Source organism: Aeromonas sp. CD, from assembly GCF_033349375.1.
In the GTDB taxonomy this organism is placed as follows: Bacteria; Pseudomonadota; Gammaproteobacteria; order Enterobacterales; family Aeromonadaceae; genus Aeromonas; species Aeromonas hydrophila.
Genome location: NZ_CP137631.1, coordinates 4,803,793 through 4,830,000 on the forward strand (window position 1 = coordinate 4,803,793; position 26,208 = coordinate 4,830,000).

Annotated in this window: 22 protein-coding genes, 1 tRNA gene and 2 rRNA genes (1 of these 25 only partly in view); 5 read left to right on the plus strand and 20 right to left on the minus strand. The window is 61.4% G+C overall.

Going from position 1 to position 26,208, the window contains the following annotated elements:
- Positions 1–42 precede the first annotated feature (42 nt).
- The 4 genes from ubiD to trxA all read right to left on the minus strand — a co-directional run bounded on the left by ubiD (position 43) and on the right by trxA (position 4,456).
- Positions 43–1,512, minus strand: a complete 1,470-nt coding sequence (gene ubiD / locus R2E40_RS22525; RefSeq protein WP_101150834.1) for a 4-hydroxy-3-polyprenylbenzoate decarboxylase — start codon at positions 1,510–1,512, stop codon at positions 43–45.
- 30 nt (positions 1,513–1,542) lie between these two features.
- Positions 1,543–2,550: a hypothetical protein gene (locus tag R2E40_RS22530; RefSeq protein WP_318164425.1), complete on the minus strand. Its 1,008-nt coding sequence runs from the start codon at positions 2,548–2,550 to the stop codon at positions 1,543–1,545.
- Positions 2,551–2,656: 106 nt separating this feature from the next.
- Positions 2,657–3,922 carry a transcription termination factor Rho gene (gene rho / locus R2E40_RS22535; protein WP_005307308.1) on the minus strand — a complete coding sequence of 422 codons (1,266 nt, stop codon included), beginning with the start codon at positions 3,920–3,922 and terminating at the stop codon, positions 2,657–2,659.
- A 207-nt stretch (positions 3,923–4,129) separates the two neighbouring features.
- Positions 4,130–4,456, minus strand: coding sequence for a thioredoxin TrxA (gene trxA, locus R2E40_RS22540; RefSeq protein ID WP_005307306.1), 327 nt, complete (start codon positions 4,454–4,456; stop codon positions 4,130–4,132).
- Positions 4,457–4,569: 113 nt separating this feature from the next.
- On the opposite strand from trxA, the gene rhlB reads away from it, so the two are divergent.
- The 4 genes from rhlB to R2E40_RS22560 all read left to right on the plus strand — a co-directional run bounded on the left by rhlB (position 4,570) and on the right by R2E40_RS22560 (position 8,844).
- Positions 4,570–5,859: an ATP-dependent RNA helicase RhlB gene (gene rhlB, locus R2E40_RS22545; RefSeq protein ID WP_011704129.1), complete on the plus strand. Its 1,290-nt coding sequence runs from the start codon at positions 4,570–4,572 to the stop codon at positions 5,857–5,859.
- Between the two features lie 14 nt (positions 5,860–5,873).
- Entirely contained in the window at positions 5,874–7,364 is a 1,491-nt protein-coding gene (gene gppA, locus R2E40_RS22550) for a guanosine-5'-triphosphate,3'-diphosphate diphosphatase (protein WP_016348957.1), read from the plus strand.
- A 204-nt stretch (positions 7,365–7,568) separates the two neighbouring features.
- Entirely contained in the window at positions 7,569–8,549 is a 981-nt protein-coding gene (locus tag R2E40_RS22555; protein WP_318164426.1) for a DUF4382 domain-containing protein, read from the plus strand.
- 25 nt (positions 8,550–8,574) lie between these two features.
- Positions 8,575–8,844 (plus strand): Rho-binding antiterminator, encoded by a 270-nt coding sequence (locus tag R2E40_RS22560; protein ID WP_318164427.1) that lies wholly within the window; start codon positions 8,575–8,577, stop codon positions 8,842–8,844.
- A gap of 58 nt (positions 8,845–8,902) precedes the next feature.
- On the opposite strand, the gene R2E40_RS22565 is transcribed toward R2E40_RS22560, so the two are convergent.
- The 13 genes from R2E40_RS22565 to R2E40_RS22625 form a co-directional block, all read right to left on the minus strand.
- Entirely contained in the window at positions 8,903–9,649 is a 747-nt protein-coding gene (locus tag R2E40_RS22565; protein ID WP_318164428.1) for a class I SAM-dependent methyltransferase, read from the minus strand.
- A gap of 92 nt (positions 9,650–9,741) precedes the next feature.
- On the minus strand, positions 9,742–12,285 hold the full coding sequence (locus R2E40_RS22570; RefSeq protein WP_219281081.1) for an EAL domain-containing protein: 2,544 nt from the start codon (positions 12,283–12,285) through the stop codon (positions 9,742–9,744).
- Between the two features lie 204 nt (positions 12,286–12,489).
- Positions 12,490–14,532, minus strand: coding sequence for an oligopeptidase A (gene prlC / locus R2E40_RS22575; protein ID WP_318164429.1), 2,043 nt, complete (start codon positions 14,530–14,532; stop codon positions 12,490–12,492).
- A gap of 222 nt (positions 14,533–14,754) precedes the next feature.
- Positions 14,755–15,774, minus strand: coding sequence for a porphobilinogen synthase (gene hemB / locus R2E40_RS22580; protein WP_039215398.1), 1,020 nt, complete (start codon positions 15,772–15,774; stop codon positions 14,755–14,757).
- A gap of 3 nt (positions 15,775–15,777) precedes the next feature.
- Positions 15,778–16,563, minus strand: a complete 786-nt coding sequence (locus tag R2E40_RS22585; protein WP_242796808.1) for a TatD family hydrolase — start codon at positions 16,561–16,563, stop codon at positions 15,778–15,780.
- A 111-nt stretch (positions 16,564–16,674) separates the two neighbouring features.
- On the minus strand, positions 16,675–17,430 hold the full coding sequence (gene tatC, locus R2E40_RS22590) for a twin-arginine translocase subunit TatC (protein ID WP_011704121.1): 756 nt from the start codon (positions 17,428–17,430) through the stop codon (positions 16,675–16,677).
- Positions 17,427–17,870 (minus strand): Sec-independent protein translocase protein TatB, encoded by a 444-nt coding sequence (gene tatB / locus R2E40_RS22595; RefSeq protein WP_242796810.1) that lies wholly within the window; start codon positions 17,868–17,870, stop codon positions 17,427–17,429. The genes tatC and tatB overlap by 4 nt, the downstream gene beginning before the upstream one ends.
- A 3-nt stretch (positions 17,871–17,873) precedes the next feature.
- Complete coding sequence (tatA, locus tag R2E40_RS22600) at positions 17,874–18,122, minus strand: Sec-independent protein translocase subunit TatA (protein WP_011704119.1); 249 nt, start codon at positions 18,120–18,122, stop codon at positions 17,874–17,876.
- 40 nt (positions 18,123–18,162) lie between these two features.
- Positions 18,163–19,803, minus strand: a complete 1,641-nt coding sequence (gene ubiB / locus R2E40_RS22605) for a ubiquinone biosynthesis regulatory protein kinase UbiB (RefSeq protein ID WP_011704118.1) — start codon at positions 19,801–19,803, stop codon at positions 18,163–18,165.
- Positions 19,803–20,411, minus strand: coding sequence for an SCP2 domain-containing protein (locus tag R2E40_RS22610; RefSeq protein WP_318164430.1), 609 nt, complete (start codon positions 20,409–20,411; stop codon positions 19,803–19,805). Before R2E40_RS22610 ends, ubiB begins: the two co-directional genes overlap by 1 nt.
- 8 nt (positions 20,412–20,419) lie before the next feature.
- Positions 20,420–21,172, minus strand: coding sequence for a bifunctional demethylmenaquinone methyltransferase/2-methoxy-6-polyprenyl-1,4-benzoquinol methylase UbiE (gene ubiE, locus R2E40_RS22615; RefSeq protein ID WP_011704116.1), 753 nt, complete (start codon positions 21,170–21,172; stop codon positions 20,420–20,422).
- A 65-nt stretch (positions 21,173–21,237) separates the two neighbouring features.
- Positions 21,238–21,615 carry a fluoride efflux transporter CrcB gene (crcB, locus tag R2E40_RS22620; protein WP_016348946.1) on the minus strand — a complete coding sequence of 126 codons (378 nt, stop codon included), beginning with the start codon at positions 21,613–21,615 and terminating at the stop codon, positions 21,238–21,240.
- An 87-nt stretch (positions 21,616–21,702) separates the two neighbouring features.
- Positions 21,703–22,968 carry a cytosine deaminase gene (locus R2E40_RS22625; RefSeq protein WP_318164431.1) on the minus strand — a complete coding sequence of 422 codons (1,266 nt, stop codon included), beginning with the start codon at positions 22,966–22,968 and terminating at the stop codon, positions 21,703–21,705.
- Between the two features lie 93 nt (positions 22,969–23,061).
- Here R2E40_RS22625 and R2E40_RS22630 point away from each other — a divergent pair, with 93 nt between their 5' ends.
- Complete coding sequence (locus R2E40_RS22630) at positions 23,062–23,316, plus strand: hypothetical protein (RefSeq protein ID WP_016348944.1); 255 nt, start codon at positions 23,062–23,064, stop codon at positions 23,314–23,316.
- A 49-nt stretch (positions 23,317–23,365) separates the two neighbouring features.
- Here R2E40_RS22630 and R2E40_RS22635 read toward each other — a convergent pair.
- The 3 genes from R2E40_RS22635 to R2E40_RS22645 all read right to left on the minus strand — a co-directional run.
- Positions 23,366–23,441, minus strand: a tRNA-Thr gene (locus R2E40_RS22635).
- Between the two features lie 106 nt (positions 23,442–23,547).
- Positions 23,548–23,662: ribosomal RNA gene (rrf, locus tag R2E40_RS22640) — 5S ribosomal RNA — on the minus strand.
- Between the two features lie 81 nt (positions 23,663–23,743).
- A 23S ribosomal RNA gene (locus tag R2E40_RS22645) occupies positions 23,744–26,208 on the minus strand (it continues 424 nt past the right edge of the window).

A 26,208-nucleotide genomic window follows, 5' to 3' on the forward strand; every position in this document is an offset into this window, starting at 1 on the left:
TCCCGGCCAGGCGGCACGGCCCGTCGGGCCTGCCGCCGCTCTTCAGCCGAGAATGTTAAGTTCGTCCCAGAGGGCATCGATCTTCTGCTTCACCGCCTCGTCCTGGACGATGGGCTGGCCCCACTCGCGATTGGTCTCCCCCGGCCACTTGTTGGTGGCATCCAGCCCCATCTTGGAGCCGAGCCCGGAGACCGGCGAGGCGAAGTCCAGGTAGTCGATCGGGGTGTGCTCGATCAGGGTGGTGTCGCGGGCCGGGTCCATCCGGGTGGTGATGGCCCAGATTACGTCCTTCCAGTCGCGGGCGTTGATGTCGTCGTCGCAGACGATCACGAACTTGGTGTACATGAACTGGCGCAGGAAGGACCAGACCCCCAGCATCACCCGCTTGGCGTGGCCAGGATAGCGCTTCTTGATGGTCACCACCGCCATCCGGTAGGAGCACCCCTCCGGCGGCAGGTAGAAGTCCACGATCTCGGGGAACTGCTTCTGCAACAGCGGCACGAACACCTCGTTGAGCGCCACCCCGAGCACCGCCGGCTCATCGGGCGGACGGCCGGTGTAGGTGCTGTGGTAGATGGCATCCTTGCGCATCGTCATGTGGGTGATGGTAAAGACCGGGAACTCGTCCACCTCGTTGTAGTAACCGGTGTGATCGCCATAAGGCCCTTCGGGGGCCATCTCGCCCGGCTCCAGATAGCCTTCCAGCACGATCTCGGCGCTGGCGGGCACCTCCAGATCGCAGCTGATGGCCTTCACCACCTCGGTGCGGCTGCCGCGCAGCAGACCGGCAAAGGCGTATTCGGAGAGAGTATCCGGCACCGGCGTCACCGCGCCGAGGATGGTCGCCGGATCGGCACCGAGCGCCACCACCACCGGGAAGCGCTCACCCGGGTGGGCCTCCTGCCACTCGCGAAAATCGATGGCACCGCCGCGGTGATCCAGCCAGCGCATGATCAGCTTGTTCTTGCCGATCTTCTGCTGGCGATAGATGCCGAGGTTCTGCCGCTTCTTGTAGGGACCGCGGGTGATGGTCAGACCCCAGGTCACCAGCGGGGCCACGTCGCCAGGCCAGCAGTGCTGGATCGGGATCTGGTCCAGATCGACTGCCTCTCCCTCCAGCACCCGCTGCTGACAGGGGGCAGAGGAGAGCCGCTTGGTCGGCATGTTGAGCACCTGCTTGAAGATCGGCAGCTTCTCCATCAGCTCCTTGAAGCCACGAGGCGGCTCCGGCTCCTTCAGGTAGGAGAGCCAGATCCCCACCTGGCGCAGGGCGGCCACGTTGGGCTGGCCCATGCCCATGGCGACCCGATCCGGGGTGCCGAACAGGTTGGTCAGCACCGGCATGGTGTAACCCTTGGGATTTTCAAACAGCAGGGCAGGCCCGCCCGCCCGCAGGGTGCGGTCGCTGATCTCGGTCATCTCCAGATAGGGGTCTATCTCACGGCTGATGCGCTTGAGTTGTCCGCTTTGTTCCAGCTGCGCGATGAAATCACGCAAATCCTTGTATTTCATGCAGGTACCCTGTGTTCAGGCGATGCCGCATTATAACCCTGGGCGGGCGGCGGGTGTACCCGAATCGGGCAGCATCACCGGACTTGCATGGCGCTTTTCCTGCCGGGTCAGCCGATCGGCAAGCTGTGCCAGCAGCCTGGGTTCGTCCATCTGCAGCAGCAGGCTGGCCACCTGACCGCTGTATTGGCGATTGCCCAGCTCCGCTAGCAGGAACTGCTGGGCCGTGTCCGGCAGCGGCGAAAGTTGACTGAGTTGCTGCAGAGCGGGCAGCTTGAGACGGGCATTGCGACTGGCGGCAATCAGCAGATCGCTGGCCGCCTGGCCTTGGTGAAAGCGGCCCACGCTGGCGAGCGCGGCCACGCTGTCGTGATCCACCGGTTGATGCCACAGCTTCTGATAGAGGGCGCTGTCGCCGGTGCGCTCGGCCAACAGCCGCAGCAGCCGGTTGTCGGGCAGAAAGATGCTCATGGCGGCCAGCGTGTGCGCCTCCCGTTGCAGGAGCGGGAGCGGCTGCCGATCGAGTACGGTCAGCAGCGCCTGCTGCTGCTGGGCCAGATCAGGATTGCGGCTGTTGTAGATCTGCTTGAACTCGAACGTGCCCTCTTCCAGCTGCTGGCGATAGTTGTCCTGCCAGGCCTGCTGCTGCCAGCGGCTCAACACCTGCCGCGCGGCGGCGGCAAAGTCGTAGGCGGGTTGCTGCACCAGAAAGCCGTCCACCTCTTTTTCCACCAGCCAGCTGGGGGCCTTGAACGACTGGGCGCGCACCCAGGCCAGCAGTTGTGGGCTGGTGGCCCTAGGCTGGCTATTGAGGGTAGCCAGCAGCTGGCACAACAGATACTCCCGCTGCCCCACCGCCAGGGAGTCCAGCAGGGTGTCAATGGCGGCAAACTGCCCCAGCTGCAGCCGGCCGCTCAGATAGTCGAGGTGACCCTGCAGTCCCTCGTCGGCCACCAGTGTCGTCCGGGGCGGCTGCGTCTCGGCAGCCCCGACCGGCAGCACCAGCAGCCAGCTCAGCAATATCAGGAGTACATGCTTCATGACGTCCCTATCCTTGTGACATCGAGGTTTCATACTACTCAGGCGACCGTAAAATAGATAAACAAAAACCGCGACCTGGGCCGCGGTTTGATGATTTTCGAGTCGGTTACTTCTGCTGGCGCCGCATGGCGTCGAAGAACTCGTCGTTGGTCTTGGTCATGGCCAACTTGTCGATCAGGAACTCGATGCCGTCGATCTCGCCCATCGGGTGCACAATCTTGCGCAGGATCCACATCTTCTGCAGCTCGTCGCCGGTGGTCAGCAGCTCTTCCTTGCGGGTGCCGGAGCGAGTGATGTCGATGGCCGGGTAGACGCGCTTCTCGGCAATCTTGCGCGAGAGGTGCAGTTCCATGTTGCCGGTACCCTTGAACTCTTCGTAGATGACTTCATCCATCTTGGAGCCGGTATCGATCAGCGCGGTGGCAATGATGGTCAGGCTGCCGCCCTCTTCAACATTGCGCGCGGCACCGAAGAAGCGCTTCGGACGGTGCAGGGCGTTGGCGTCCACACCACCGGTCAGTACCTTGCCGGATGACGGGATGACGGTGTTGTAGGCACGGGCCAGACGGGTGATGGAGTCCAGCAGGATCACCACGTCCTTCTTGTGCTCGACCAGGCGCTTGGCCTTCTCGATCACCATCTCGGCGACCTGGACGTGACGGGAAGCCGGCTCGTCGAAGGTGGAGGCGATCACTTCACCCTTCACCATGCGCTGCATCTCGGTCACTTCTTCCGGACGCTCGTCGATCAGCAGGACGATCAGTTCGCAGTCAGGATGGTTGTAGGCGATGCTCTGGGCGATGTTCTGCAGCAGCATGGTCTTACCGGCCTTGGGCGGTGCGACGATGAGACCGCGCTGGCCTTTACCGATCGGGGAAGCCAGGTCCAGTACGCGGGCGGTGATGTCTTCGGTGGAACCGTTGCCACGCTCCATGCGCAGACGCTCGTTGGCGTGCAGCGGAGTGAGGTTTTCAAACAGGATCTTGTTGCGGGAGTTTTCCGGACGGTCGTAGTTGACCTCGTTGACCTTGAGCAGCGCGAAGTAGCGTTCGCCCTCTTTCGGCGGCCGGATCTTGCCGGAGATGGTATCGCCGGTACGCAGGTTGAAACGGCGGATCTGGCTCGGGGAGACATAGATGTCGTCCGGGCCGGCCAGGTAGGAGCCGTCTGCACTACGCAGGAAGCCGAAACCATCGGTCAGGATTTCCAGCACACCGTCGCCAAAGATATCCTCGCCACCCTTGGCGTGCGCCTTGAGGATCGCGAAAATAATGTCTTTCTTGTGCGCCCGAGCCAGATTTTCCAACCCCATGGATTCACCAAGCTGTACCAGCTCGGACACAGGAGTGTTCTTTAATTCAGTCAGATTCATAGTGGTGAAAGTCTGTAAGCAAGGATTGAAATGAGGAGACAGTCTGCTGGATTGATGCTGATCGGATTTGATTTGCCAGGCTGATGTGTGAGCAAAGAGTCAGGCAAAAAGGTTAGCAAACGAGCGATAAATTAGCACCAATCGGGGTGAGCGTCTAGGTGATAAAACAGAAGGAGCGCATTATTGCAATGCGCTCCTCTTTGATTATTACAGGTTACCGTCCAGGAACTCTTTCAGCTGAGTCTTGGACAGGGCACCGACCTTGGTCGCTGCCACTTCGCCATTCTTGAACAGCAAGAGGGTCGGAATACCACGAATGCCATACTTGGGCGGAGTGTCGGCGTTATGGTCGATGTTCAATTTCGCCACGGTCACGCGACCGGCATACTCTTGGGCGACTTCGTTCAGGATCGGGGCAATCATCTTGCACGGACCACACCATTCGGCCCAGAAGTCGACCAGAACGGCGCCATCGGCTTTGATTACATCTGCCTCGAAGCTGGCATCGCTCAGCTGAACAATCTTGTCACTCATCTCCAACTCCAGTCAGTAATTAAGGCTTTATTGACGTATCAACAAAGGCAATAGTTGCCCTATTTGAAATGATCCTGTTTATTATTGCAAGCCTAACCTGATAACCTACCGCCATGAGCAAAACACATTTAACGACCGACAAATTCGCCCAAATGGGCCTCGAACCCGAAGTTCTGGCTGGTCTGGAATCAAAGGGATTTCACTATTGCACCCCCATCCAGGCACTGTCTCTGCCACTGCTGGTAGAAGGTCATGACCTCGCCGGTCAGGCCCAGACAGGGACCGGCAAAACCCTTGCCTTCCTGGCCGCCACCTTCAACTATTTGTTGACCCATCCGCTGACCAAGCCGCGCCTCATCAACCAGCCGCGCGCCATCATCATGGCCCCGACCCGGGAGCTGGCAGTCCAGATCTACAATGACGCGGAAAGCATGTCCGCCTCGACCGGCCTCAAGCTCGGCCTCGCCTACGGTGGCGAAGGGTACGACAAGCAGCTGGCCGTGCTGGAGCAGGGTGTCGACATCCTGATCGGCACCACTGGCCGCATCATCGACTACTTCAAGTCCAAGGTCATCGATCTGAGCAATATCCAGGTCGTGGTACTGGACGAAGCGGATCGCATGTTCGATCTCGGCTTCATCAAGGACATCCGTTTCCTGTTCCGCCGCATGCCGCCCGCCACCGAGCGTCTGAGCATGCTGTTCTCCGCCACCCTCTCCCTGCGGGTGCAGGAGCTGGCCTACGAACACATGAACCACCCGGAACATGTGCAGATCGAGCCGGAGCAGATGACTGGCGTGCGGATCAAGGAGGAGCTGTTCTACCCCTCCAACGAAGACAAGATGTTGCTGCTGCTCTCCCTGATGGAAGAAGAGTGGCCGGAGAAAGCCATCGTCTTCGCCAACACCAAGCACGTCTGTGAAGACGTTCATGCCTGGCTGGAGAACGACGGCCACCGTGTCGGCCTGCTGACCGGTGACGTGCCGCAGAAGAAGCGGATGAAGATCCTGGAAGACTTCACCAAGGGCACGGTCGACATCCTGGTTGCCACCGACGTGGCCGCCCGCGGTCTGCACATCCCGGACGTGACCCACGTCTTCAACTATGACCTGCCCGACGACGCCGAAGACTACGTACACCGCATCGGTCGTACCGGTCGTGCCGGCAAGAGCGGTCACTCCATCAGCCTGGCCTGTGAAGACTATGCCTTCAATCTGCCGGCCATCGAGGAGTACATTCACCACCCGATCCCGGTCAGCAAGTATGACCGCGAGGCGCTGCTGGATGACGTGACCGCACCGAAGCGGGTGTTCCGCAACCGTCAGCCGGTGAACCGCAACATGCGCGATCGCCAGGGCGGTGGCAACAGCAACAACCGCCGTCGTCCGCCCCGCAAGAGCTGAAAGGACTGGCCCAGTTGCACAACTCGCCGCTCTATGCCGCCATCGACCTCGGCTCCAACAGCTTTCACATGCTGGTGGTGCGCGAGGTCGCCGGTGCCCTGCGCACCGTCACCAAGGTCAAGCGCAAGGTTCGCCTCGCCGCCGGGCTCGATCCGGAGTTTCGTCTCAGCCGTGCCGCCATGGAGCGGGGCTGGGACTGCCTGCGCCTGTTCTCCGAACAGCTGCAGGACATTCCGGCCGACAATATCCGGGTAGTGGGCACCGCCACCCTGCGCCTTGCCACCAACGTCGACGAGTTCCTCAGCGAAGCGGAACGGGTGCTCAACCACAGCATCGAGATCATCTCGGGCGAGGAAGAGGCAAAGACCATCTATGAGGGGGTCTCCTGGACCTCGGCCGGCGAAGGCAACCGGCTGGTGATCGATATCGGCGGCGCCAGTACCGAGCTGGTGATCGGCGAACACAGCGAAGCGAAACTGCTCAACAGCCTGCACATGGGCTGCGTCACCTGGCTCAACAACCACTTCGGTGACGGCGAGCTCTCCGAGGCCCGCTTCAAGCAGGCCATCGCCGCCGCCAAGGCGGTACTGGAGAAGGTGGCGGAAGATTATCGTGCGCTCGGCTGGCGTACCTGTGTCGGTGCCTCCGGCACGGTGCAGGCGCTGCAGGAGATCATGCTGGCACAAGGGAAGAGCGAGCGGGTCACCCTGCCCAAGCTGCAAGAGCTGATGGGTCAGGCTATTGCCTGCGGCAAGCTCGACCAGCTGCAGCTGGAAGGGCTGGCGGCCGAACGGCTGACCGTGTTCCCCTCCGGTCTCGCCATCCTGATCGCCATCTTCGAAACCCTCAACATCGAGAGCATGACCCTGGCGGGTGGCGCCCTGCGCGAGGGCTTAATCTACGGCCTGCTCGGCAACAATCACGACTGTGATGCCCGCGATCGCACCGCCGACAGCCTGATCAACCGCTACCAGCTGGACAAGGAGCACGCCGAACGGGTGCGCGACACCGCCGTCGAGGCGTTCAACCAGCTGCAGCCGGCCTGGCGACTCTCGAAACGCTACGGGCGCCCGATCCTGCGCTACGCGGCCCTGCTGCACGAGATCGGTCTGTGCATCGAGTACAAGAAGGCGCCGCAACACGCCGCCTACATCATCGACAACATCGACATGCCTGGCTTTACCCCGGCCCAGAAGAAGCTGTTGTCGGCCCTGCTGTTCAACCAGCGGGACGAATTCAAGCTGGAACCGCTGGAGAAGCAGGGTGCCGTCACCGGTCGCCAGGCGATCCGGCTGGCCCGCATCCTGCGCATCGCGCTGATCCTCTGCATGCGCCGCACTCAGGGCACAGTGCCCCGCTTCACCCTCGAAGCCGATGAAGATGCACTGACCCTGACCCTGCCGAGCGGCTGGCTGGACGAGCACTACCTGCGCGCCAGCGAACTGCGTTTCGAGGTGGAACGCCAGCAGAAGATGGGCTGGCCCACCCGGCTGCTGGAAGCCTGATTGGGCCTCGCCCAATCTGTGCCCCAGCCACCTGCCCCACCGTTCCGACAATCTCTTTCGCAGCCATGACTGGCGCCGTTCAAAGCTGACCCTTGATTTCATTGGGCTGGCACCCCGAGCTCATCCTTTTCCCGCTGGCTGTCACCTGCGCCATTAGCGCCGCTCGACTAGAGTAGGGTTGTCTTCACAACCGGAATGGACGCCATGAAACCCTTGACCCTGATCGGCCTGACCGCCCTGCTCACCGCCTGTGGCGGCGGAGGCGGCGGCGACAACAACAGCCCGCAACAGGCCCAGCTCTCGCTGGCCTTCTCCGATGCCCCGGTGGATGCCGTCAGCAAGGTCTGCATCGCCGTCGCCAACATCAGCATCCACCCCGTCGCCGGTACCGAGCAGAGCTGGACCACCGCCAGTTTCCTCACCTCGGCCCAGGACGATGGCTGCACCCCGAGCGGCGAGACCATCCCGCTCGACAGCGCAGGGAGGCCGCTGTTCACCTACATCGACCTGCTGCAATACCAGGGCTCCGTCAGCCGCCCGCTGCTGGCCAGCCAGAGCGTGGTGCCCGGCGACTACAGCCAGATGCGGCTGCGGGTACTGGACGGACGGGAGGTCGCCAACCAGTTTCTGGATGGCACCCCCTACTCCTACGTCAAACGGGATGATGGGGTGATCAAGCCGCTGGAGGTGCCCAGCAGCGAACTCAAGCTGGATGCCTTTACTATCGCCGCCAACGGCCTCAGCGCCTTCACCACCGAGTTCGACCTGCGCCAGGCCATGGTGCTGCCGGGCCACGAGCAGTACTACAAGCTCAAACCCAGAGGGGTGCGGCTGGTGAACAACACCCAGGTCACCACCGTCAAGGGCACGGTGGCGGCCGGGCTGTGCGGCGGCCAGCTGACCGACAAGGCCTTCGTCTACTTCTACCAGCCCAGAAACGATGACAACTACCCCGACATGGCGGACAGCGACAACGGCTTCTACGCCAGCGCGCCCGTGTTGCCGCAAAGCGGTGGCGGCTTTGGTTACGAGTTGGGATTTGTTAATCTCGGCAGCTACGACCTGGCGCTGGTCTGCAATGGCAACGAGGACGATCCGGCGCTGGCCGGCGACCCGCTGCAACTGGAACAGGTGCAGAAAGCCCAGGCGGTGGTGGCACCCGCCACCAGCATCAACTTCCAGTAACCGGCGACCAGAGGGCGACCCGCACATGAGCACCTACCAACCCATCAGTTGCGATCTCTACGACTGGCTGGAGATCGCCGCCAGCTGGCAGCTGCCGGTCACCCTCACCGGCCGGGACGGCCATCAGTGGGCGGACAGGATCCGCACCATCGAGGCCAGAGAAGGGGTCGAGTACCTGCTGCTGCAAGGTGGCGAGCGACTGAGCCTGGCGGAGCTGGCCACCATGGCGCTCAGCTGGCAGGGGGAGGAGAAGCTGATCCGCTTTGTCCCGCCGGCCCCGGCCGGCGGCCAATAGATGGCAAGAGGGCCAACCCCGCCGGGTTGGCCCTCTTCTTTTACCCTCGCATGTGGCGTTATCCCGCCAGCGCCGCCATCACATAGACATCGAAGCGGTTGCTCTTGGTCTCGATGGCCATGCTCGGCTTGTGCTCGTTGAGCCAGCCGGCGTAGTCGGGCCGTTTCACCACCACCCGCTTGTCCGCCATGGCGAGCGCTGCCGGCAGCAGGGCATCGGCGTCGAGATCCGGCCCCACCAGCGACTGGAACACCCGCATCTCTTTTTTCACCAGCGCCGACTTCTGCTTGTGGGGGAACATGGGGTCGAGGTAGATGACGTCGGGCCGCTCGGTCAGCCCCTGCAAGGTCTCCACCGCCGGGCCGTGCAGCAGCTGCATCCGCTCGCGTACCCAGGGGCCGATCTCGGGGTCCTGCGCCGCCCGCACCAGCCCGTCCTGCAACAGGGCGGCCACCACGGGGCTGCGCTCAATCATGGTCACCTTGCAGCCGAGGGAGGCAAGCACGAAGGCATCGCGCCCCAGCCCGGCGGTGGCATCCACCACCCGCGGCATGGCGCCCGCCTTGAGTCCCACCGCCTTGGCGATGGATTGGCCACGGCCGCCGCCGAACTTGCGGCGATGGGCGACCGCCCCTTCGACGAAGTCCACGTAGACCGCACCCAGCTTGGGCTCGTCCAGCTTGCGCAGCTCCAGCCGCGCCGCGGTGAACACCAGGGCAAACTGGGGAAGGTCGGTCTGGCCGAGCTGGCTGGCCAGGGCTTCTGCCTGAGGCGCCTTGGCGGGGTCTTCGAGGAGGATCTGCATGGTATCGACTGTGTGGCGGTATCAGTGGGCGGAGTGTATCACAGCCCCCGAAGGTCGCTGTAGGGGCTCTGGCCGAAGGAGAGGCGGACAGGCTAGCTGGTCTGCAGGAACATGCTCTTGTCGTTGAGTTGCAGGTACTCGGTGAGGTCGTCGTAGGCCAGAGGCCGGCTCAGCAGATAGCCCTGGGTGAAGGCGCACCCCTTCTGGCAGAGGAAGTTGAGCTGCTCGCGAGTCTCCACCCCCTCGATCACCACCTGCATGCCGAGGTTGTGCACTATGTTGATGATGCCGTCCAGCAGCAGCCGGTCCTGTTCATTGAACGGGATGTGGCGCACGAAGGCCCGGTCGATCTTGACCAGGTCCACCGGGAAGTTGCGCAGATAGTTGAGCGCCGAGTAGCCGGTGCCGAAGTCGTCGATGGCCAGCTTGCAGCCCGCCTCGCGCAGGGCATCGATCCGCACCCTGTGCTGATCGCTGGTCTCCATCAGCAGGGACTCGGTGATCTCGATGACGATGTCCGCCGGGTCCAGCCCGAAGTGGTGGATCACCTTGAGCCACTCGCTCGCCTCCGGGTCAATGGTCTGGAACTCCAAGGTGGAGCGGTTGATCGACATCTGCAGATCCGGGAAGCCGGACTGCTGCAGTCGCGCCAGATCCCGACACGACTGCCACAGCACCAGCGCCCCCAGCCCCTGGATGAGCCCGGCCTCCTCCGCCAACGGAATGAAGTCCGCCGGCGACACCTGGCCCCAGTGCGGGTGGTACCAGCGCACCAGCGCCTCCAGCTTGGCGACCCGGCCACTGCGGTTGTCCCAGATCGGCTGGTAGGCCATGGTCAACTGCTCGAGCTTGATCGCCTCCGCCAGATCCTGCTGCATCTGGTGGCGCTGGCGCACCTCTTCGCGCATGGAGGCACAGTAGCTGCCGAGCAGCCGTCCCTGCCGCTTGGCGGCAAACAGCGCCTGCTCGGCGTTGCGCAGCAGCTCGTCGCTCTCCAGACCATCGCCCGGGCAGAGGGTGATGCCGATGGTGGCCGTCACGTAGAGGTGCTGGTTGGCCAGCATGAAGGGACGGGCGAAGCCGCCGATCACCTGCTTGGCAAACACCTCGGCCTGACGACGGTTGACGATGCCCGGCACCAGGAAGGCGAACTCGTCGCCGCCGATACGGGCCACCAGGTCCTCGGTGCGCACCCGACTCACCAGCCGATCCGACACCTCCCGCAGCAGGGCGTCACCGGCGTGGTGATCCATGCTGTTGTTGACCGCCTTGAAGTTGTTGAGGTCGAGCACCATCAGCGCGAAGCGCTCGCCCCGCTCGCAGAAGCGGCTGAGGCAGCGGCCGAACAGCCAGCGGTTGGGCAGCCCGGTGAGGTTGTCGTAGTTGGCCTGGGCGGCGATCTTCTGCTCCGCCAGCTTGGTCTGGGAGAGGTCGCTGAAGATGGCGATGTACTGGCTGATCCGCCCCCCTTCCCGCAGGGTGCTGATCATCAGCTGCTGGGGGTAGAGCTTGCCGTTCTTGCGCTTGTTCCACACCTCGCCACGCCACACCCCCACCCGCTCCAGCGCGTGGTACATGTCGGCGTAGAAGGCCTGATCGTGCAGCCCGGACTTGAGCATGCTGGGCCGCTGACCGCACACTTCCTCCTCGCTGTAACCGGTGATCTGCTCGAACGCAGGGTTGACCGAGATGATGCGGCTGTCGGCATCGCACACCAGGATCGCCTCGGAGAGATTGTCATAGACCCGGTGGGAGAGCTTGAGCTGTTCGGCGTGGCGCTTGAGGGGATCGATGTTCTCCAGCACCACCATCAGGTAGTCGGGCTGCAGCTGATCGTCCCGCACCAGGGTGACGGTGACCCGCCCCCACAGCACCTGACCGTCCCGGTGCAGGTAGCGCTTCTCCTGGGTGAAGGCGGTGCGCTCGCCGCGCTTGAGCTCTTCATAACAGGCGGCGCTGCGCAGCCAGTCTTCCGGGTGATTGAGCTCGGCGGCGGTGCGGTGCAGCAGCTCGCTCTGGCTGTAGCCCAGCATCTTTTCGATGGCCGGGTTGGTCCAGAGGATCTTGCCGTGCAGATCGAGCTTGCCGATCCCCACCGGCGCGTGGGACATCATGGTGTGCAGAAAATCGTGGTACTCGGGCTGGGGCGGTGCCGGCTGTTGCAGCATCAGCGCCAGTTCACGCCCGGCCAGCGGGGCCAGCAGGCGCAACAGGCCCATCACCTTGTCCATGTTGGTGAGCGGCCGCTTGAACAGCACGCTGCAGATGCCGACCGTCTCCCCCTGGGCACTCTTGAGAGCGATGCCGGCATAGGCCTGGATGTGCCAGGCCTGCAACACGGCGGCATGGGGAAACAGCTGCTGTACCCGATCGCTGAACCAGGTCTCTCCCTCCTGCAGGGTGATCTCCCCCAGGGTGGCGCTGACCGGAAAGCTGAAATTGGTGATGTCGAGAGACGCGGGGTGGGCGGCGTGCACCTTGAAAGAGAGCCCCGCTTGATCCCTGCCTGAAATCAGGACGAAGTCGGCCCCGACCGCTGCTGCGATTTCACTCACAAAGGTATCGAAATATCCCTGACCACTCGAATGAGACAGACTTGAGATGATTTGATAGACAGACTCGAGTGCTCGCCTCATGGCAAGGTTCTTTCTCTCCTTGGAAGGTAGGACCCGACTCTACTGAAGAGCCGGGGACAGTGCAAACATGCTATCCGCAAGATATTAAAAAGCCTTGAGAAAAGGGACCAAAAGGTCCCTTTTTATCTCAAAAATCACGCTGTGATCCCACTATGTGGCAAAACTGTACCTGCTTGAAGCTCACGCCAGCCGGGCCCCGCAAACTCACGCGGCAATCCCGCTGTGACGGAGCAGCGCATCCACCTGAGGCTCGCGGCCACGGAAGGCTCGGAACAGCTCCATCGGCTCCTTGGAGCCACCCTTTTCCAGGATGTTCCTCAGGAAGGACTGGCCGGTGGCCGGGTTGAAGATTCCCTCTTCCTCGAAGCGGGAGAAGGCATCCGCAGAGAGCACCTCGGCCCACTTGTAGCTGTAGTAGCCCGCCGCATAACCGCCCGCGAAGATGTGGGAGAAGCTGTGCTGGAAGCGGTTGAAGGCCGGCGGCGTCATCACCGCCACCTGGCTGCGCACTTCCCTCAGCAGGGTCGGGATCTGATCCGCGCTGGCCGGGTCGAACTCCTGGTGCAGACGGAAGTCGAACAGGGCGAACTCCAGCTGGCGCAGCATCTGCATCGCCGCCTGGAAGTTGCGGGCGGTCAACATCTTCTCCAGCAGGTCGGCAGGCAGCGGCTCGCCGGTCTCGTGATGGCCGGAGATGAAGGCCAGCGCCTCGGACTCCCAGCACCAGTTCTCGAGGAACTGGCTCGGCAGCTCCACCGCGTCCCAGGCCACGCCGTTGATGCCGGCCACGCCGGCCACGTCGATGCGGGTCAGCATGTGGTGAATGCCATGGCCGAACTCGTGGAACAGGGTGACCACTTCGTTGTGGGTGAACAGGGCGGGTTTGCCGTCCACCGGACCGTTGAAGTTGCAGGTCAGGTAGGCCACCGGCTTTTGCAAGGATCCATCCTGACGGTAGCGACGACCCAGGCAGACGTCCATCCAGGCGCCGCCCTGCTTGTGCTCGCGGGCATAGAGGTCGAGGTAGAAGCTGCCGCGCAGCTCGTCCTCGGCGTCGAAGATGTCGTAGAAGCGCACGTCCGGGTGCCAGGTGTCGATGCCGAGGCGCTCGCGCACCTTCATGCCGAACACCCGCTTGACCACCTCGAACAGCCCCTTCACCACCTTGCTGGCGGGGAAGTAGGGGCGCAGCTGCTCGTCGGAGATGGAGAACTTGTGCTGCTTGAGCTTCTCGGCGTAGTAGGCGAGATCCCAGGCGGCCAGCTCGCGCTGACCGTGTTGCTCGGCGGCGAAGGCGCGGATCTCTTCCAGCTCGGCCTTGCCCTGCGGCAGGGACTTGGCCGCCAGATCGGTGAGGAAGTTCACCACCTGCTCGGGCTTGTCCGCCATCTTGGTGGCCAGGGAGAGCTCGGCGTAGTTGGCAAAGCCGAGCAGCTGGGCCAGCTCGCGGCGCAGGGCAAGCAGCTCGGTCATGATGGCGGAGTTGTCCCACTTGCCAGCGTTGGGGCCCTGATCCGAGGCGCGGGTGGTGAAGGCCTCATACAGCTCGGCACGCAGCGCGCGGTTGTCGGCATACATCATCACCGGCAGGTAGGAGGGGATGTCCAGGGTGAACAGCCAGCCCTCCTTGCCCTTCAGCTCGGCCAGCTGGCGGGCGGCGGCCTGTGCGCTCTGCGGCAAACCGGCCAGCTCGGCCTCGTCGGTCACCAGCTTGCTCCAGCCCTGGGTCGCATCCAGCACGTTGTTGCTGAAACGGGAAGCCAGCTCGGAGAGGCGGGCCTGGATCTCGCCGTAGCGCTGCTGCGCCTCGGCGGGCAGGCCGATACCGGACAGGCGAAAATCGCGCAGGGTGTTCTGGATCTCCTTGCGCTGGGCGCCGCTCAGCAGCGGGAAGTCGTCGCTCTCGGCCAGTTCGCGATAGGCCTGATAGAGCCCCTCGTGCTGGCCGACATAGGTCTGGAATTCAGACAGCAGCGGCAGGCAGGCATCGTGGGCCGCGCGCAGCGCTTCGCTGTTGAGTACGGAGTTGAGGTGACTGACCGGCGACCAGATCCGCGCCAGGCGGTCGTTGACCTCTTCCAGCGGGGCGATCAGGCTGTCCCAGGTGTGGGGGTCGCGCTGGGCCAGCACATCGCTGATCTTCTGTTTGCAATCGGCGATGGCCTGCGTCACGGCAGGCTGGACCTGATCGGGCTGGATCTGGCTGAAAGGGGGCAGCGAGTCCATTGTCAGCAAAGGGTTGTTCATCCTGCGATACCTCTAAATTCTCTACAGCCCCTGCCGTCCAGAAGCTTGCTTGGACTACCTAAGATGTAGGCAGAAACCTCATTAATCAAGCCTTTGCCTGCCAGAGCGCGGCCTGTTGTCCACTTTTCGCCAGGATCTGCTCATTAAAACGGCGATCCAGATGCCAAAGACGACAATGCCGGCCCAGGGGCCGGCATTGTCGGTGACATCAGGCAAGCTGCATCAGCGGCTGGCGTCTTCCTGCAGCCACTGGGCAGCCCGCTTGGCGAAGTAGGTGAGGATGCCATCGGCCCCGGCCCGCTTGAAGCAGAGCAGGGACTCCATGATGCTCTCCTTCTCCTTCAGCCAGCCGTTCTGAATGGCCGCCATGTGCATGGCGTACTCGCCGCTCACCTGATAGGCGAAGGTCGGTACGCCGAACTGATCCTTCACCTGGCGGATCACGTCCAGATAGGGCATGCCCGGCTTGACCATCACGCTGTCGGCCCCTTCCTGGATATCCAGCGCCACCTCGTGCAGGGCTTCGTTGCTGTTGGCCGGATCCATCTGGTAGGTGGCCTTGTTGCTCTTGCCGAGGTTGCCGGCAGAGCCCACCGCGTCGCGGAACGGACCGTAGTAGCAGGAGGCGTACTTGGCGGAGTAGGCCATGATCTGGGTGTTGATGAAGCCGTTCTCTTCCAGCGCTGCGCGGATGGCGCCGATGCGGCCGTCCATCATGTCGGACGGCGCGACGATATCGACCCCGGCAGCAGCGTGGGAGAGCGCCTGTTTCACCAGGATCTCGGTGGTGATGTCGTTCAGCACATAGCCTTCGTCATCGATGATGCCGTCCTGACCATGGGTGGTGAACGGATCGAGCGCCACGTCGGTGATGACCCCCAGCTCCGGGAAGCTCGCCTTGAGGGCGCGCGTCGCCCGCTGGGCCAGCCCGTCCGGGTTGTAGGCCTCTTCCGCCAGCAGACTCTTCTGCTCCAGCGGGGTGACTGGGAACAAGGCGATGGCCGGCACGCCCAGCGCAACCAGCTCGGCAGCCTCTTTCAGCAGCAGATCGATGGAGAGCCTGTCCACCCCCGGCATGGAGGTGACGGCCTCACGACGGTTCTCCCCCTCCAGCACGAACACGGGATAGATGAGATCGTTGGCGGTCAGTACGTTCTCGCGCACCAGACGACGGCTGAAATCATGTTTGCGCACCCGGCGCAGGCGGCGACCCGGAAAGGCGCCTGGAAGAGTTGTAGCCATGAATCACTCCTGAAGAGGAAGTTGGAAGAACGCGGCGGAGGTGGCCCGGGTGTGGGCCAGCAAGGCCTCGGGCGCTTCACCACGGCAGGCCGCCACCACCTGGGCGATGTGCGGCAAAAAAGCGGGTTCGTTGCGTTTTGGTCTGGGCTTCAGATCCCGCGGCACCAGATAGGGGGCATCGGTCTCGATCATCAGCCGGCCGGCCGGAATGCGGGCCACCTGCTCGCGCAGCAACTGGCCACGACGCTCGTCACACAGCCAGCCGGTTACCCCGATATGCAGCCCCAGCGCCAGACACTGGTCCAGCTCCTCGTCGGAGCCGGTGAAGCAGTGCAGCACGGCCCCCGGCAGTTTCGGCAGCCAGGGGCGCAGGATCTCGATGAAACGGGCGTGAGCATCGCGGCAGTGGAGAAACACCGGCATCCCGAGCTCGGCGGCCAGCGCCAGCTGGGCGTCGAATACCGCATCCTGCACCGGGCGGGGGGAAAAGTCGCGATTGTAGTCGAGCCCGCACTCGCCGATGGCCACCACTTGTGGCAGCGCCGCCAGCTCGCGCAGGGCGGGCAGGGTCGCCTCATCGACGCCCTTGGCATCGTGGGGGTGGACCCCGGCGGTGGAGAAACAGTAACCCGGCCAGCGGGCGGCAAGGGTGGCGCTCTCGCGGCTGCCGGCCAGATCGGTACCGGTCAGGATCAGCGCCTCCACCCCGGCGGCGCGGGCGCGGGCCACCAGATCGGCCTGTTCATCGGCAAACTGGCTGCTGGTCAGGTTTACACCTATGTCGATCATGGGGTCAGCGGGTCCGAACAAAAGGAAGACATATCAGGTATTTGAAAACCATCTACTCAATGGGGCCTTACCATACGCCTCGAACGGGAGCATGAAAAGAGGAAGGGAGCCTTAGCTCCCCTCTTCAGTCTGTTCCTGCTTCTCTTCGCTCTCTTCTTTCACGTAGAAGCGGGCGAAGAACAGACCTATCTCCCACAAACCCCACATGGGGATCGCGAGCAGGGTCTGGGAAAAGACATCGGGCGGCGTCAACAGCATGCCGACCACGAACACCCCGACGATGACGTAGGGACGCTTCTCCCGCAGGCTCTTGGGACTGGTCACCCCGGTCCAGCACAGCAGTATGGTGGCCACCGGAATTTCGAACGCCACCCCGAACGCAAAGAACAGGGTCAGCACGAAGTCCAGATAGCTGGCGATGTCGGTCGCCACCGTCACCCCGGCGGGCGCGGTGCTGGTGAAGAAACCGAACACCAGCGGGAACACCACGTAGTAGGCGAACGCCATGCCGGCATAGAACAGCACGGCACTGGAGGCGACCAGCGGCATGATCAGGCGCCGTTCATGCTGGTACAGACCGGGGGCGATGAAGGCCCAGGCCTGATAGAGCAGATAGGGGATCGCCACGAAGAAGGAGACCACCAGGGTCAGCTTGATCGGCGTCAGGAAGGGGGTCGCCACATCCGTCGCTATCATGCTGGTCCCTTCCGGCAACTGACTCAGCAGCGGCTGGGCCACGAAGTCGTAGATGTTGTTGGAGAAGTAGATCAGCGCGATGAACACCAGCAGGATGGCCGAGATGGAGCGCAGCAGGCGCGTTCTCAGCTCGACCAGATGGCTGATCAGGGGTTGTTCGGCCTGACTCATGGCTTCACCTCCCCTTGTTCGGCGCTCGGCTGGGCACTTGCGGCGGGGATCACGGTAGGCTCCTCATCAGGTGTCGCCACGCTGACGGGGGCTGCCGGCGCCTCCTTCACCTCGGCGGCAGCCGGCGCGGGCTGGATGGTATTTTGTTGTTCGTATGGACGGGTCACCGATTGTGCGGCCGTTTTCAGCTGCTCGATAGACTCCTGCAGCTCGGGGCTCAGGTTGTTCATCTGCAACTGTTCGGCCTTCTTCAGGTCGTTGTGCAGATCCTGCAACTTGAGCTCCTGCTCCAGCTCGGCCTTGACCGAGTTGGCGGTGCTGCGGATCAGTCTGATCCAGTGGCTGGCGGTACGGATCGCCACGGGCAGCCGCTCGGGGCCGAGCACCACCAGGGCGACGACACCAATGACAACCAGCTCCCAGAAACCGATATCGAACATGGCTTAGGCCTGATCTTTATCTTTCTGCTTGGCAGCATCGCTAGGCTGGCCGGCTGCTTCGTTCAGCTGTTTCGGCGGAAACTCGGCATCTTTCTGTTCGGACTTGGTCTCCGGCTCGTCGGACAGCGCCTTCTTGAAGCCCTTGACCGCGGCGCCCAGATCACCGCCGATGCCGCGCAGTTTCTTGGTACCGAACAGCAGCACGACGATGACTGCGATGATCAACAATTGCCAAATACTGATACCACCCATGACTTTCTCTCCAGAACAGGCGCCTGCTGGCGCAGTTTATTTAATGAGAACGGGTTCGCAACCAACCCAGCAGCCAGCATAACCCGGCGCCGGCGAGGCTGATTTGTCCCCACTCAATGTGTTGTTTTTGGGTCAGCAAGAATACACCGGCCAATAGCAGGCTGGCTCCAACCCCTAAGAGGTAGCGAGCCTGACCCTGGCGGCGACTGTGCCGGCGAAAATCGGCAAACATCTGGTCGAAGTGGCGCTGCTGATGACGGGTCTGGCGCAGGGTCTCGTAGACCAGCTCCGGCAGTTCCGGCAGCTTTTCCGCCCAGAATGGCGCCTTCTCCTTGATGGCATTCCACACCGCCTTGGGCCCCACCTGCTGATACATCCAGTTTTCCAGATAGGGCTTGGCGGTCTGCCACAAATCGAGCTGCGGGTAGAGCTGACGACCCAGCCCCTCCACATAGAGCAGGGTCTTCTGCAGCAGCACCAGCTGCGGCTGCACCTGCATGTTGAAGCGGCGCGCGGTGTTGAACAGGTTGAGCAGCACGTGGCCGAACGAGATCTCCGACAGCGGCTTCTCGAAGATGGGCTCCAGCACGGTGCGGATGGCGAACTCGAACTCGTCCACCTTGGTATCGGGCGGCACCCAGCCGGACTCCACGTGCAGCTCGGCCACCCGGCGGTAGTCACGGTTGAAGAAGGCGAGGAAGTTCTCGGCCAGGTAGCGCTTGTCTTCCCGGTTGAGGGTGCCGACGATGCCGCAGTCGATGCCGATCCAGAGCGGGTTTTCCGGATGTTCGTAGGAGACGAAGATGTTGCCCGGGTGCATGTCGGCGTGGAAGAAGCTGTCGCGGAACACCTGGGTGAAGAACACCTCCACCCCACGCTCGGCCAGCAGCTTCATGTTGGTGCCGTTGGCCTCCAGCGCGGCAATGTCGGAGACCGGAATGCCATAGATCCGCTCCATCACCAGCACCTGCTCGCGGCAGTGCTCGGTGAACACCTCGGGCACGTAGAGCGCCTCGGAGCCGGTGAAGTTGCGGCGCAGCTGGATGGCGTTGGCCGCTTCGCGCATCAGGTTGAGCTCGTCGAGGATGGTCTTGCGATACTCTTCCACCACCTCGATGGGGCGCAGTCGTCCGCTCTGGGGCACGAAACGGGCCACCAGACGGGCCAGCGCCTGCATCAGCCGCAGGTCGGCCTCGATGACCGGCTCGATGTCGGGACGGATCACCTTGATGACGATCTCGCGGCCGTTTTCCTTCAGCCGGGCGGTATGCACCTGGGCGATGGAGGCCGACGCCAGCGGTGTCTCGTCGAAATCGTCAAACAGGGTCTCGATGGTGCAGCCCAGGCTCGCCTCGATCTGGCGGCGGGCTGCCTGACCACAGAAGGGGGGCACCCTGTCTTGCAGCAGTGCCAGCTCCTCGGCGATGTCCGGCGGCAGCAGATCGCGCCGGGTCGACAGCATCTGACCGAACTTGATGAAGATGGGGCCGAGCGCCTCGAAGGCGAGCCGGATGCGGGCACCGCGGTTCAGCCCCTGACGTTTGTTCTTGAGCCAGAACAGGCTGCGACGGGCCAGCCGGCCGGGCCAGGGCTGGTAACGGGCTGGCACCAGCTCGTCGATACCCTGCTCCAGCAGGATGCTGATGATGCGATAGAGGCGCTTGAACTCCTTCGGGGTCATCAGGCTACCTGCTGCTCGAAGCGGGCCAGCCGCAGCTCGACCGCTTTCATCTGCTGGGCCAGCAACTCGACATCGTCGTTGAAGCTGGCCACTTCCAGCGGACCCGGCGCAAGCCGGATCTCTTCGGTCAGGTATTCGGCCAGTTGGCGCTGGCTGCGGCACAATTCACGCCCCAGCAGCCGACGAGCCTGACTGGCGCCGCGCAGCAGGGTGTGGGCCAGCACATCGCCGGTATAACGGGACAGCTCCTCTTCCCAGTCGATATCCAGCTCGCCCAGCAACACGCTGAACGCCTGCACCAGCTGAGGGTCGCCGCTCAGATCCAGCTTCTCCTCGCGGATGTAGCGGGTCAGGGCGGAGGGGTCCTTGAGCAGGCCGAGCGCGGTCAGGGAGAGGCTCAGCACCGCATCGGCCTCCCCTTCGAATTTCGCCAGCACATCCAGCCGGCGCTCGGAGAAGACAAACCAGAGTGGCTTGAGCTCGCGCAGCTCCAGCTTCAGTACCTTGCCCATCAATTTGCGCAGCCGCTCCGGACTCTGCTTGTCGAGCGTCAGCAGCTGGTTGAGGCTGGTTTCGATCACCGCGGTGACCATGGCATCCATCGGCATAGGCGACCTTAAAACTTGTAACCGCGGTGCAGGGCGACCACGCCCTGGGTCAGGTTGTAGAACTCGACCTGTTCGAAACCGACATTCTCCATCATGCCTGCCAGGGTCTGCTGATCCGGGTGCATGCGGATCGATTCCGCCAGGTATTTGTAGCTTTCGCTGTCGTTCGCGACGATTTCGCCCATTTTCGGCAGCAGTTTGAAGGAGTAGAGATCGTACAGCTTGGCGATCACTTCGCTGACCGGCTTGGAGAACTCCAGCACCAGCAGGCGGCCACCCGGCTTGAGCACCCGGAACATGGAGGCAAGCGCCTTGTCCTTGTCGGTGACGTTGCGCAGGCCGAAACCGATGGTGATGACGTCGAAATGGTTGTCAGGGAACGGGAGCGCCTCGGCATTGGCCTGCACGTAGGAGACGTTGTTGGCCACTCCCAGATTGCGCAGCTTGTCGCGGCCCACCTTGAGCATGGAGTCGTTGATGTCCGCCAGCACCACCTGGCCGGTCTCGCCGACGATGCGGGAGAACTTGGCGGTCAGATCACCGGTACCACCGGCCAGATCCAGCACCTTCTGGCCCTTGCGCACGCCGGAGCAGTCGATGGTAAAGCGCTTCCACAGGCGGTGGATGCCGAACGACATCAGATCGTTCATCAGATCATACTTGGCTGCCACCGAATGGAAGACGCCGGCGACCAGGGTTTCTTTCTCGGTCGAGGCCACGGTTTTAAAGCCAAAATGCGTTGTCGTAGTCTGTTCTGACATCCCTTAAACACCCATAGAGCAAAGAATGGCCGCCAGTTTACCAGAGCCAATGGCGTGCGGACACCTTAAACCCGGCTGGCGACCAACTGCATCCCCAGCACTACCATGGCCAGACAGAGAAACAGGTTGAGGCCGATATTGAGGGCGGCTTTCAGATAGGCCCCCTGCTGGGCCAGTACCACGGTATCCAGCGCGAAGGAGGAGAAGGTAGTCAGGGCACCGAGGATACCCACCATCAGCAGCGGTTTCAGCGGGTGCTCTACCACATGACCATGACTGATCAGCGCAAAGGCAATGCCCATGATGAAGGAGCCGACCACGTTGACCATCAGGGTGCCATAGGGGAAGTGACGTCCCAACAACAGCGCCATCAGTTCGGCGATACCAAAGCGCAGGCAGGCGCCGATGGCCCCGCCGGCGGCAACATATAACCAGGTTTGCATGGGAGCACGCCTCCATAGTATCGGGCCAACATTATGCAAAATGTCAGGCCCGGGGGACAGCAGGGCAATTAATCGACATCGCCCGCATCAACGGCGAAAGTCGACCGGCTCGACCTGAGCGAGATGAATCGAGGTGTAGGATGGCGTGGTTTGCGCAATCACCCGGCCACCGCGAATGGAGTAACGCACCGGTACCTGGCGGCGCACCGCATCAAAGCCGTTCTCGGCGGACAGGATCAGCAGGTTGGCTGGTTTGCCCACCTCGATGCCGTAGCGATCATGCACATTCAGGGTGCGTGCACTGTGGCTGCTGATCAGCTTGAGGCTGTCGTTGATCTGCTCGTAGCCCATGATCTGACAGACATGCAGCCCCATATGCAGCACCTGCAGCATGTTGGCGGTGCCCATGGGATACCAGGGATCGAACACGTCGTCATGGCCGAAACAGACATTGATGTTAGCTTCCAGCATCTCCTTCACCCGGGTGATGCCACGACGCTTGGGATAGCTGTCGAAGCGCCCCTGCAGGTGGATGTTCACCAGCGGATTGGCGACAAAGTTGATGCCCGCCATCTTCAGCAGCCGGAACAGGCGGGACGCATAGGCACCGTTGTAGGAGTGCATGGCAGTGGTGTGGCTGGCGGTCACCCGCTGACCCATGCCACGCTCGTAGGACAGGGTTGCCAGCGTCTCGATGAAGCGGGACTGCTCGTCGTCGATCTCGTCGCAGTGCACATCCACCAGAACCTGATACTTCTCGGCCAGATCGAACACATAATGCAGACTTTCGACCCCATATTCCCGAGTGAACTCGAAATGGGGGATGGCGCCTATCACGTCGGCGCCCAGCTTGAGCGCCTCTTCAAGCAGCGCCTTGCCGTTGGGGTAGGAGAGGATCCCCTCCTGCGGGAAGGCCACTATCTGCAGCTCCACCCACTCCTTCATCTCCTCCCGCACTTCCAGCATGGCCTTCAGGGCGACCAGATTGGGGTCAGAGACATCCACGTGGGTGCGGACGAACTGGATGCCGTTGGCAATCTGCCACTTCAGCGTCTGGATGGCCCGCTGCTTCACATCCTCATGGGTCAGCAGTGCCTTGCGCTCGGCCCAGCGTTCGATCCCCTCGAACAGGGTGCCAGAGAGGTTCCAGCTCGGCTCACCGGCCGTCTGGGTGGTATCAAGATGGATGTGAGGCTCGACAAAGGGGGCGATGGCGAGCCCCTCCTCACCATCAAGCTCGTGGGCTGCGAGCAGAGGGGTGCTCATGGGTTCGATGGCACGCATCAGGCCATCCTGGCAGAGGATCTGCCACATCCCCTCCCTGCCGACCAGACGCAGGTTCTTTATCAGCATGTTTTTGCTTCCTTTTTTCAAACACCAACGGCTTTTTCAATCCACAACTTAGCTTGGATCAATTTGATAGAAAAGCGTTCATATTGAATACATATGAGACTGTTACTATTGATAAACAGCAACAATAAAAGGGAGTTGATTGGGATGAAAGCAGGATTGACCGAGATCGGCAGCGCAGGCTTGTTTCATGAGTATCTGCAGACACTGGGTATCAACAAGCCACCCTTGACGTCGATCGATAAGCAGTGGGAATACACTCGCAATGAACGACTGGTGGCAGCCATTCAGATAGAAGCCTCTGGACAGGCTCGGTTCTATCTCGATGCCAGGCAGATTTCGGTAAACTGAGAGAAGCGGATACAAAAAAGCCTCCCGATTGGGAGGCTTTAATATTTAATGGTGCTGATACCCAGAGTCGAACTGGGGACCTCATCCTTACCAAGGATGCGCTCTACCAACTGAGCCATATCAGCACACTAACCGGTAAAGACCGCACTGTGTGCGCTATCTAAATCTTCTGTCCAATACAACCTGACGTCGTATCGCGACCAACCACATCGCTGTGATTGCTTAATTGATGCCTGGCAGTGTCCTACTCTCGCATGGCGAATGCCACACTACCATCGGCGCTACCGCGTTTCACTTCTGAGTTCGGCATGGGATCAGGTGGTTCCACGGCGCTATGGCCGCCAGGCAAATTCTTCAATCTAAGAAAGCTGAGGTAAGTAATTCGTTCGTATTTGCTACAAGGCCAGAAACACTTCTTGGGTGTTGTATGGTTAAGCCTCACGGGTAATTAGTATGGGTTAGCTCAACACGTCGCCGCGCTTACACACCCCACCTATCAACGTTGTGGTCTCCAACGGCCCTTTAGGACCCTCAAGGGGTCAGGGATGACTCATCTCAGGGCTCGCTTCCCGCTTAGATGCTTTCAGCGGTTATCGATTCCGAACTTAGCTACCGGGCAGTGCCACTGGCGTGACAACCCGAACACCAGAGGTTCGTTCACTCCGGTCCTCTCGTACTAGGAGCAACTCCCTTCAATCATCCAACGCCCACGGCAGATAGGGACCGAACTGTCTCACGACGTTCTGAACCCAGCTCGCGTACCACTTTAAATGGCGAACAGCCATACCCTTGGGACCGACTTCAGCCCCAGGATGTGATGAGCCGACATCGAGGTGCCAAACACCGCCGTCGATATGAACTCTTGGGCGGTATCAGCCTGTTATCCCCGGAGTACCTTTTATCCGTTGAGCGATGGCCCTTCCATTCAGAACCACCGGATCACTATGACCTACTTTCGTACCTGCTCGACCTGTCCGTCTCGCAGTTAAGCTGGCTTATGCCATTGCACTAACCTCCTGATGTCCGACCAGGATTAGCCAACCTTCGTGCTCCTCCGTTACTCTTTGGGAGGAGACCGCCCCAGTCAAACTACCCACCAGGCACTGTCCGCGACCCAGATTCATGGGCCTGCGTTAGAACATCAAACATACAAGGGTGGTATTTCAAGGACGGCTCCAGCGCAACTGGCGTCACGCCTTCAAAGCCTCCCACCTATCCTACACATGTAGGTTCAATGTTCAGTGCCAAGCTGTAGTAAAGGTTCACGGGGTCTTTCCGTCTAGCCGCGGGTACACCGCATCTTCACGGCGAATTCGATTTCACTGAGTCTCGGGTGGAGACAGCATGGCCATGGTTACACCATTCGTGCAGGTCGGAACTTACCCGACAAGGAATTTCGCTACCTTAGGACCGTTATAGTTACGGCCGCCGTTTACCGGGGCTTCGATCAAGAGCTTCGCTTGCGCTAACCCCATCAATTAACCTTCCGGCACCGGGCAGGTGTCACACCCTATACGTCCACTTTCGTGTTTGCAGAGTGCTGTGTTTTTGATAAACAGTCCCAGCCATCTGGTCACTGCGACTCCCAACTGCTCCATCCGCAAGGGACTTCACTGTCAAGAGCGAACCTTCTCCCGAAGTTACGGTTCTATTTTGCCTAGTTCCTTCACCCGAGTTCTCTCAAGCGCCTTGGTATTCTCTACCCGACCACCTGTGTCGGTTTGGGGTACGATGACTTGTAATCTGAAGCTTAGAGGCTTTTCCTGGAAGCAGGGCATCAATGGCTTCCACACCGTAGTGTGTTCGTCTCGTGTCTCAGTGTTGTGTCTCCGGATTTGCCTAGAAACACCACCTACGCACTTTCACCAGGACAACCGTCGCCTGGCCCACCTAGCCTTCTCCGTCCCCCCATCGCAATTACAAGTCGTGCAGGAATATTAACCTGCTTCCCATCGACTACGCCTTTCGGCCTCGCCTTAGGGGTCGACTCACCCTGCCCCGATTAACGTTGGACAGGAACCCTTGGTCTTCCGGCGAGGAGGCTTTTCACCCCCTTTATCGTTACTTACGTCAGCATTCGCACTTCTGATATCTCCAGCATGCCTCTCGACACACCTTCGCAGACTTACAGAACGCTCCCCTACCACTCACACTTAGTGTGAATCCGCGGCTTCGGTGCCTGGTTTGAGCCCCGTTACATCTTCCGCGCAGGCCGACTCGACTAGTGAGCTATTACGCTTTCTTTAAATGATGGCTGCTTCTAAGCCAACATCCTAGCTGTCTGAGCCTTCCCACATCGTTTCCCACTTAACCAGAACTTTGGGACCTTAGCCGGCGGTCTGGGTTGTTTCCCTCTTCACGACGGACGTTAGCACCCGCCGTGTGTCTCCCGGATATTACTTACTGGTATTCGGAGTTTGCATGGGGTTGGTAAGTCGGGATGACCCCCTAGCCCAAACAGTGCTCTACCCCCAGTAGTATTCGTCCGAGGCGCTACCTAAATAGCTTTCGGGGAGAACCAGCTATCTCCGAGTTTGATTGGCCTTTCACCCCCAGCCACAGGTCATCCCCTAACTTTGCAACGTTAGTGGGTTCGGTCCTCCAGTTGATGTTACTCAACCTTCAACCTGCCCATGGCTAGATCACCCGGTTTCGGGTCTACACCTTGCAACTAGACGCCCAGTTAAGACTCGGTTTCCCTACGGCTCCCCTATACGGTTAACCTCGCTACAAAATGTAAGTCGCTGACCCATTATACAAAAGGTACGCAGTCACCCCGAAGGGCTCCCACTGCTTGTACGTACACGGTTTCAGGTTCTATTTCACTCCCCTCACAGGGGTTCTTTTCGCCTTTCCCTCACGGTACTGGTTCACTATCGGTCAGTCAGGAGT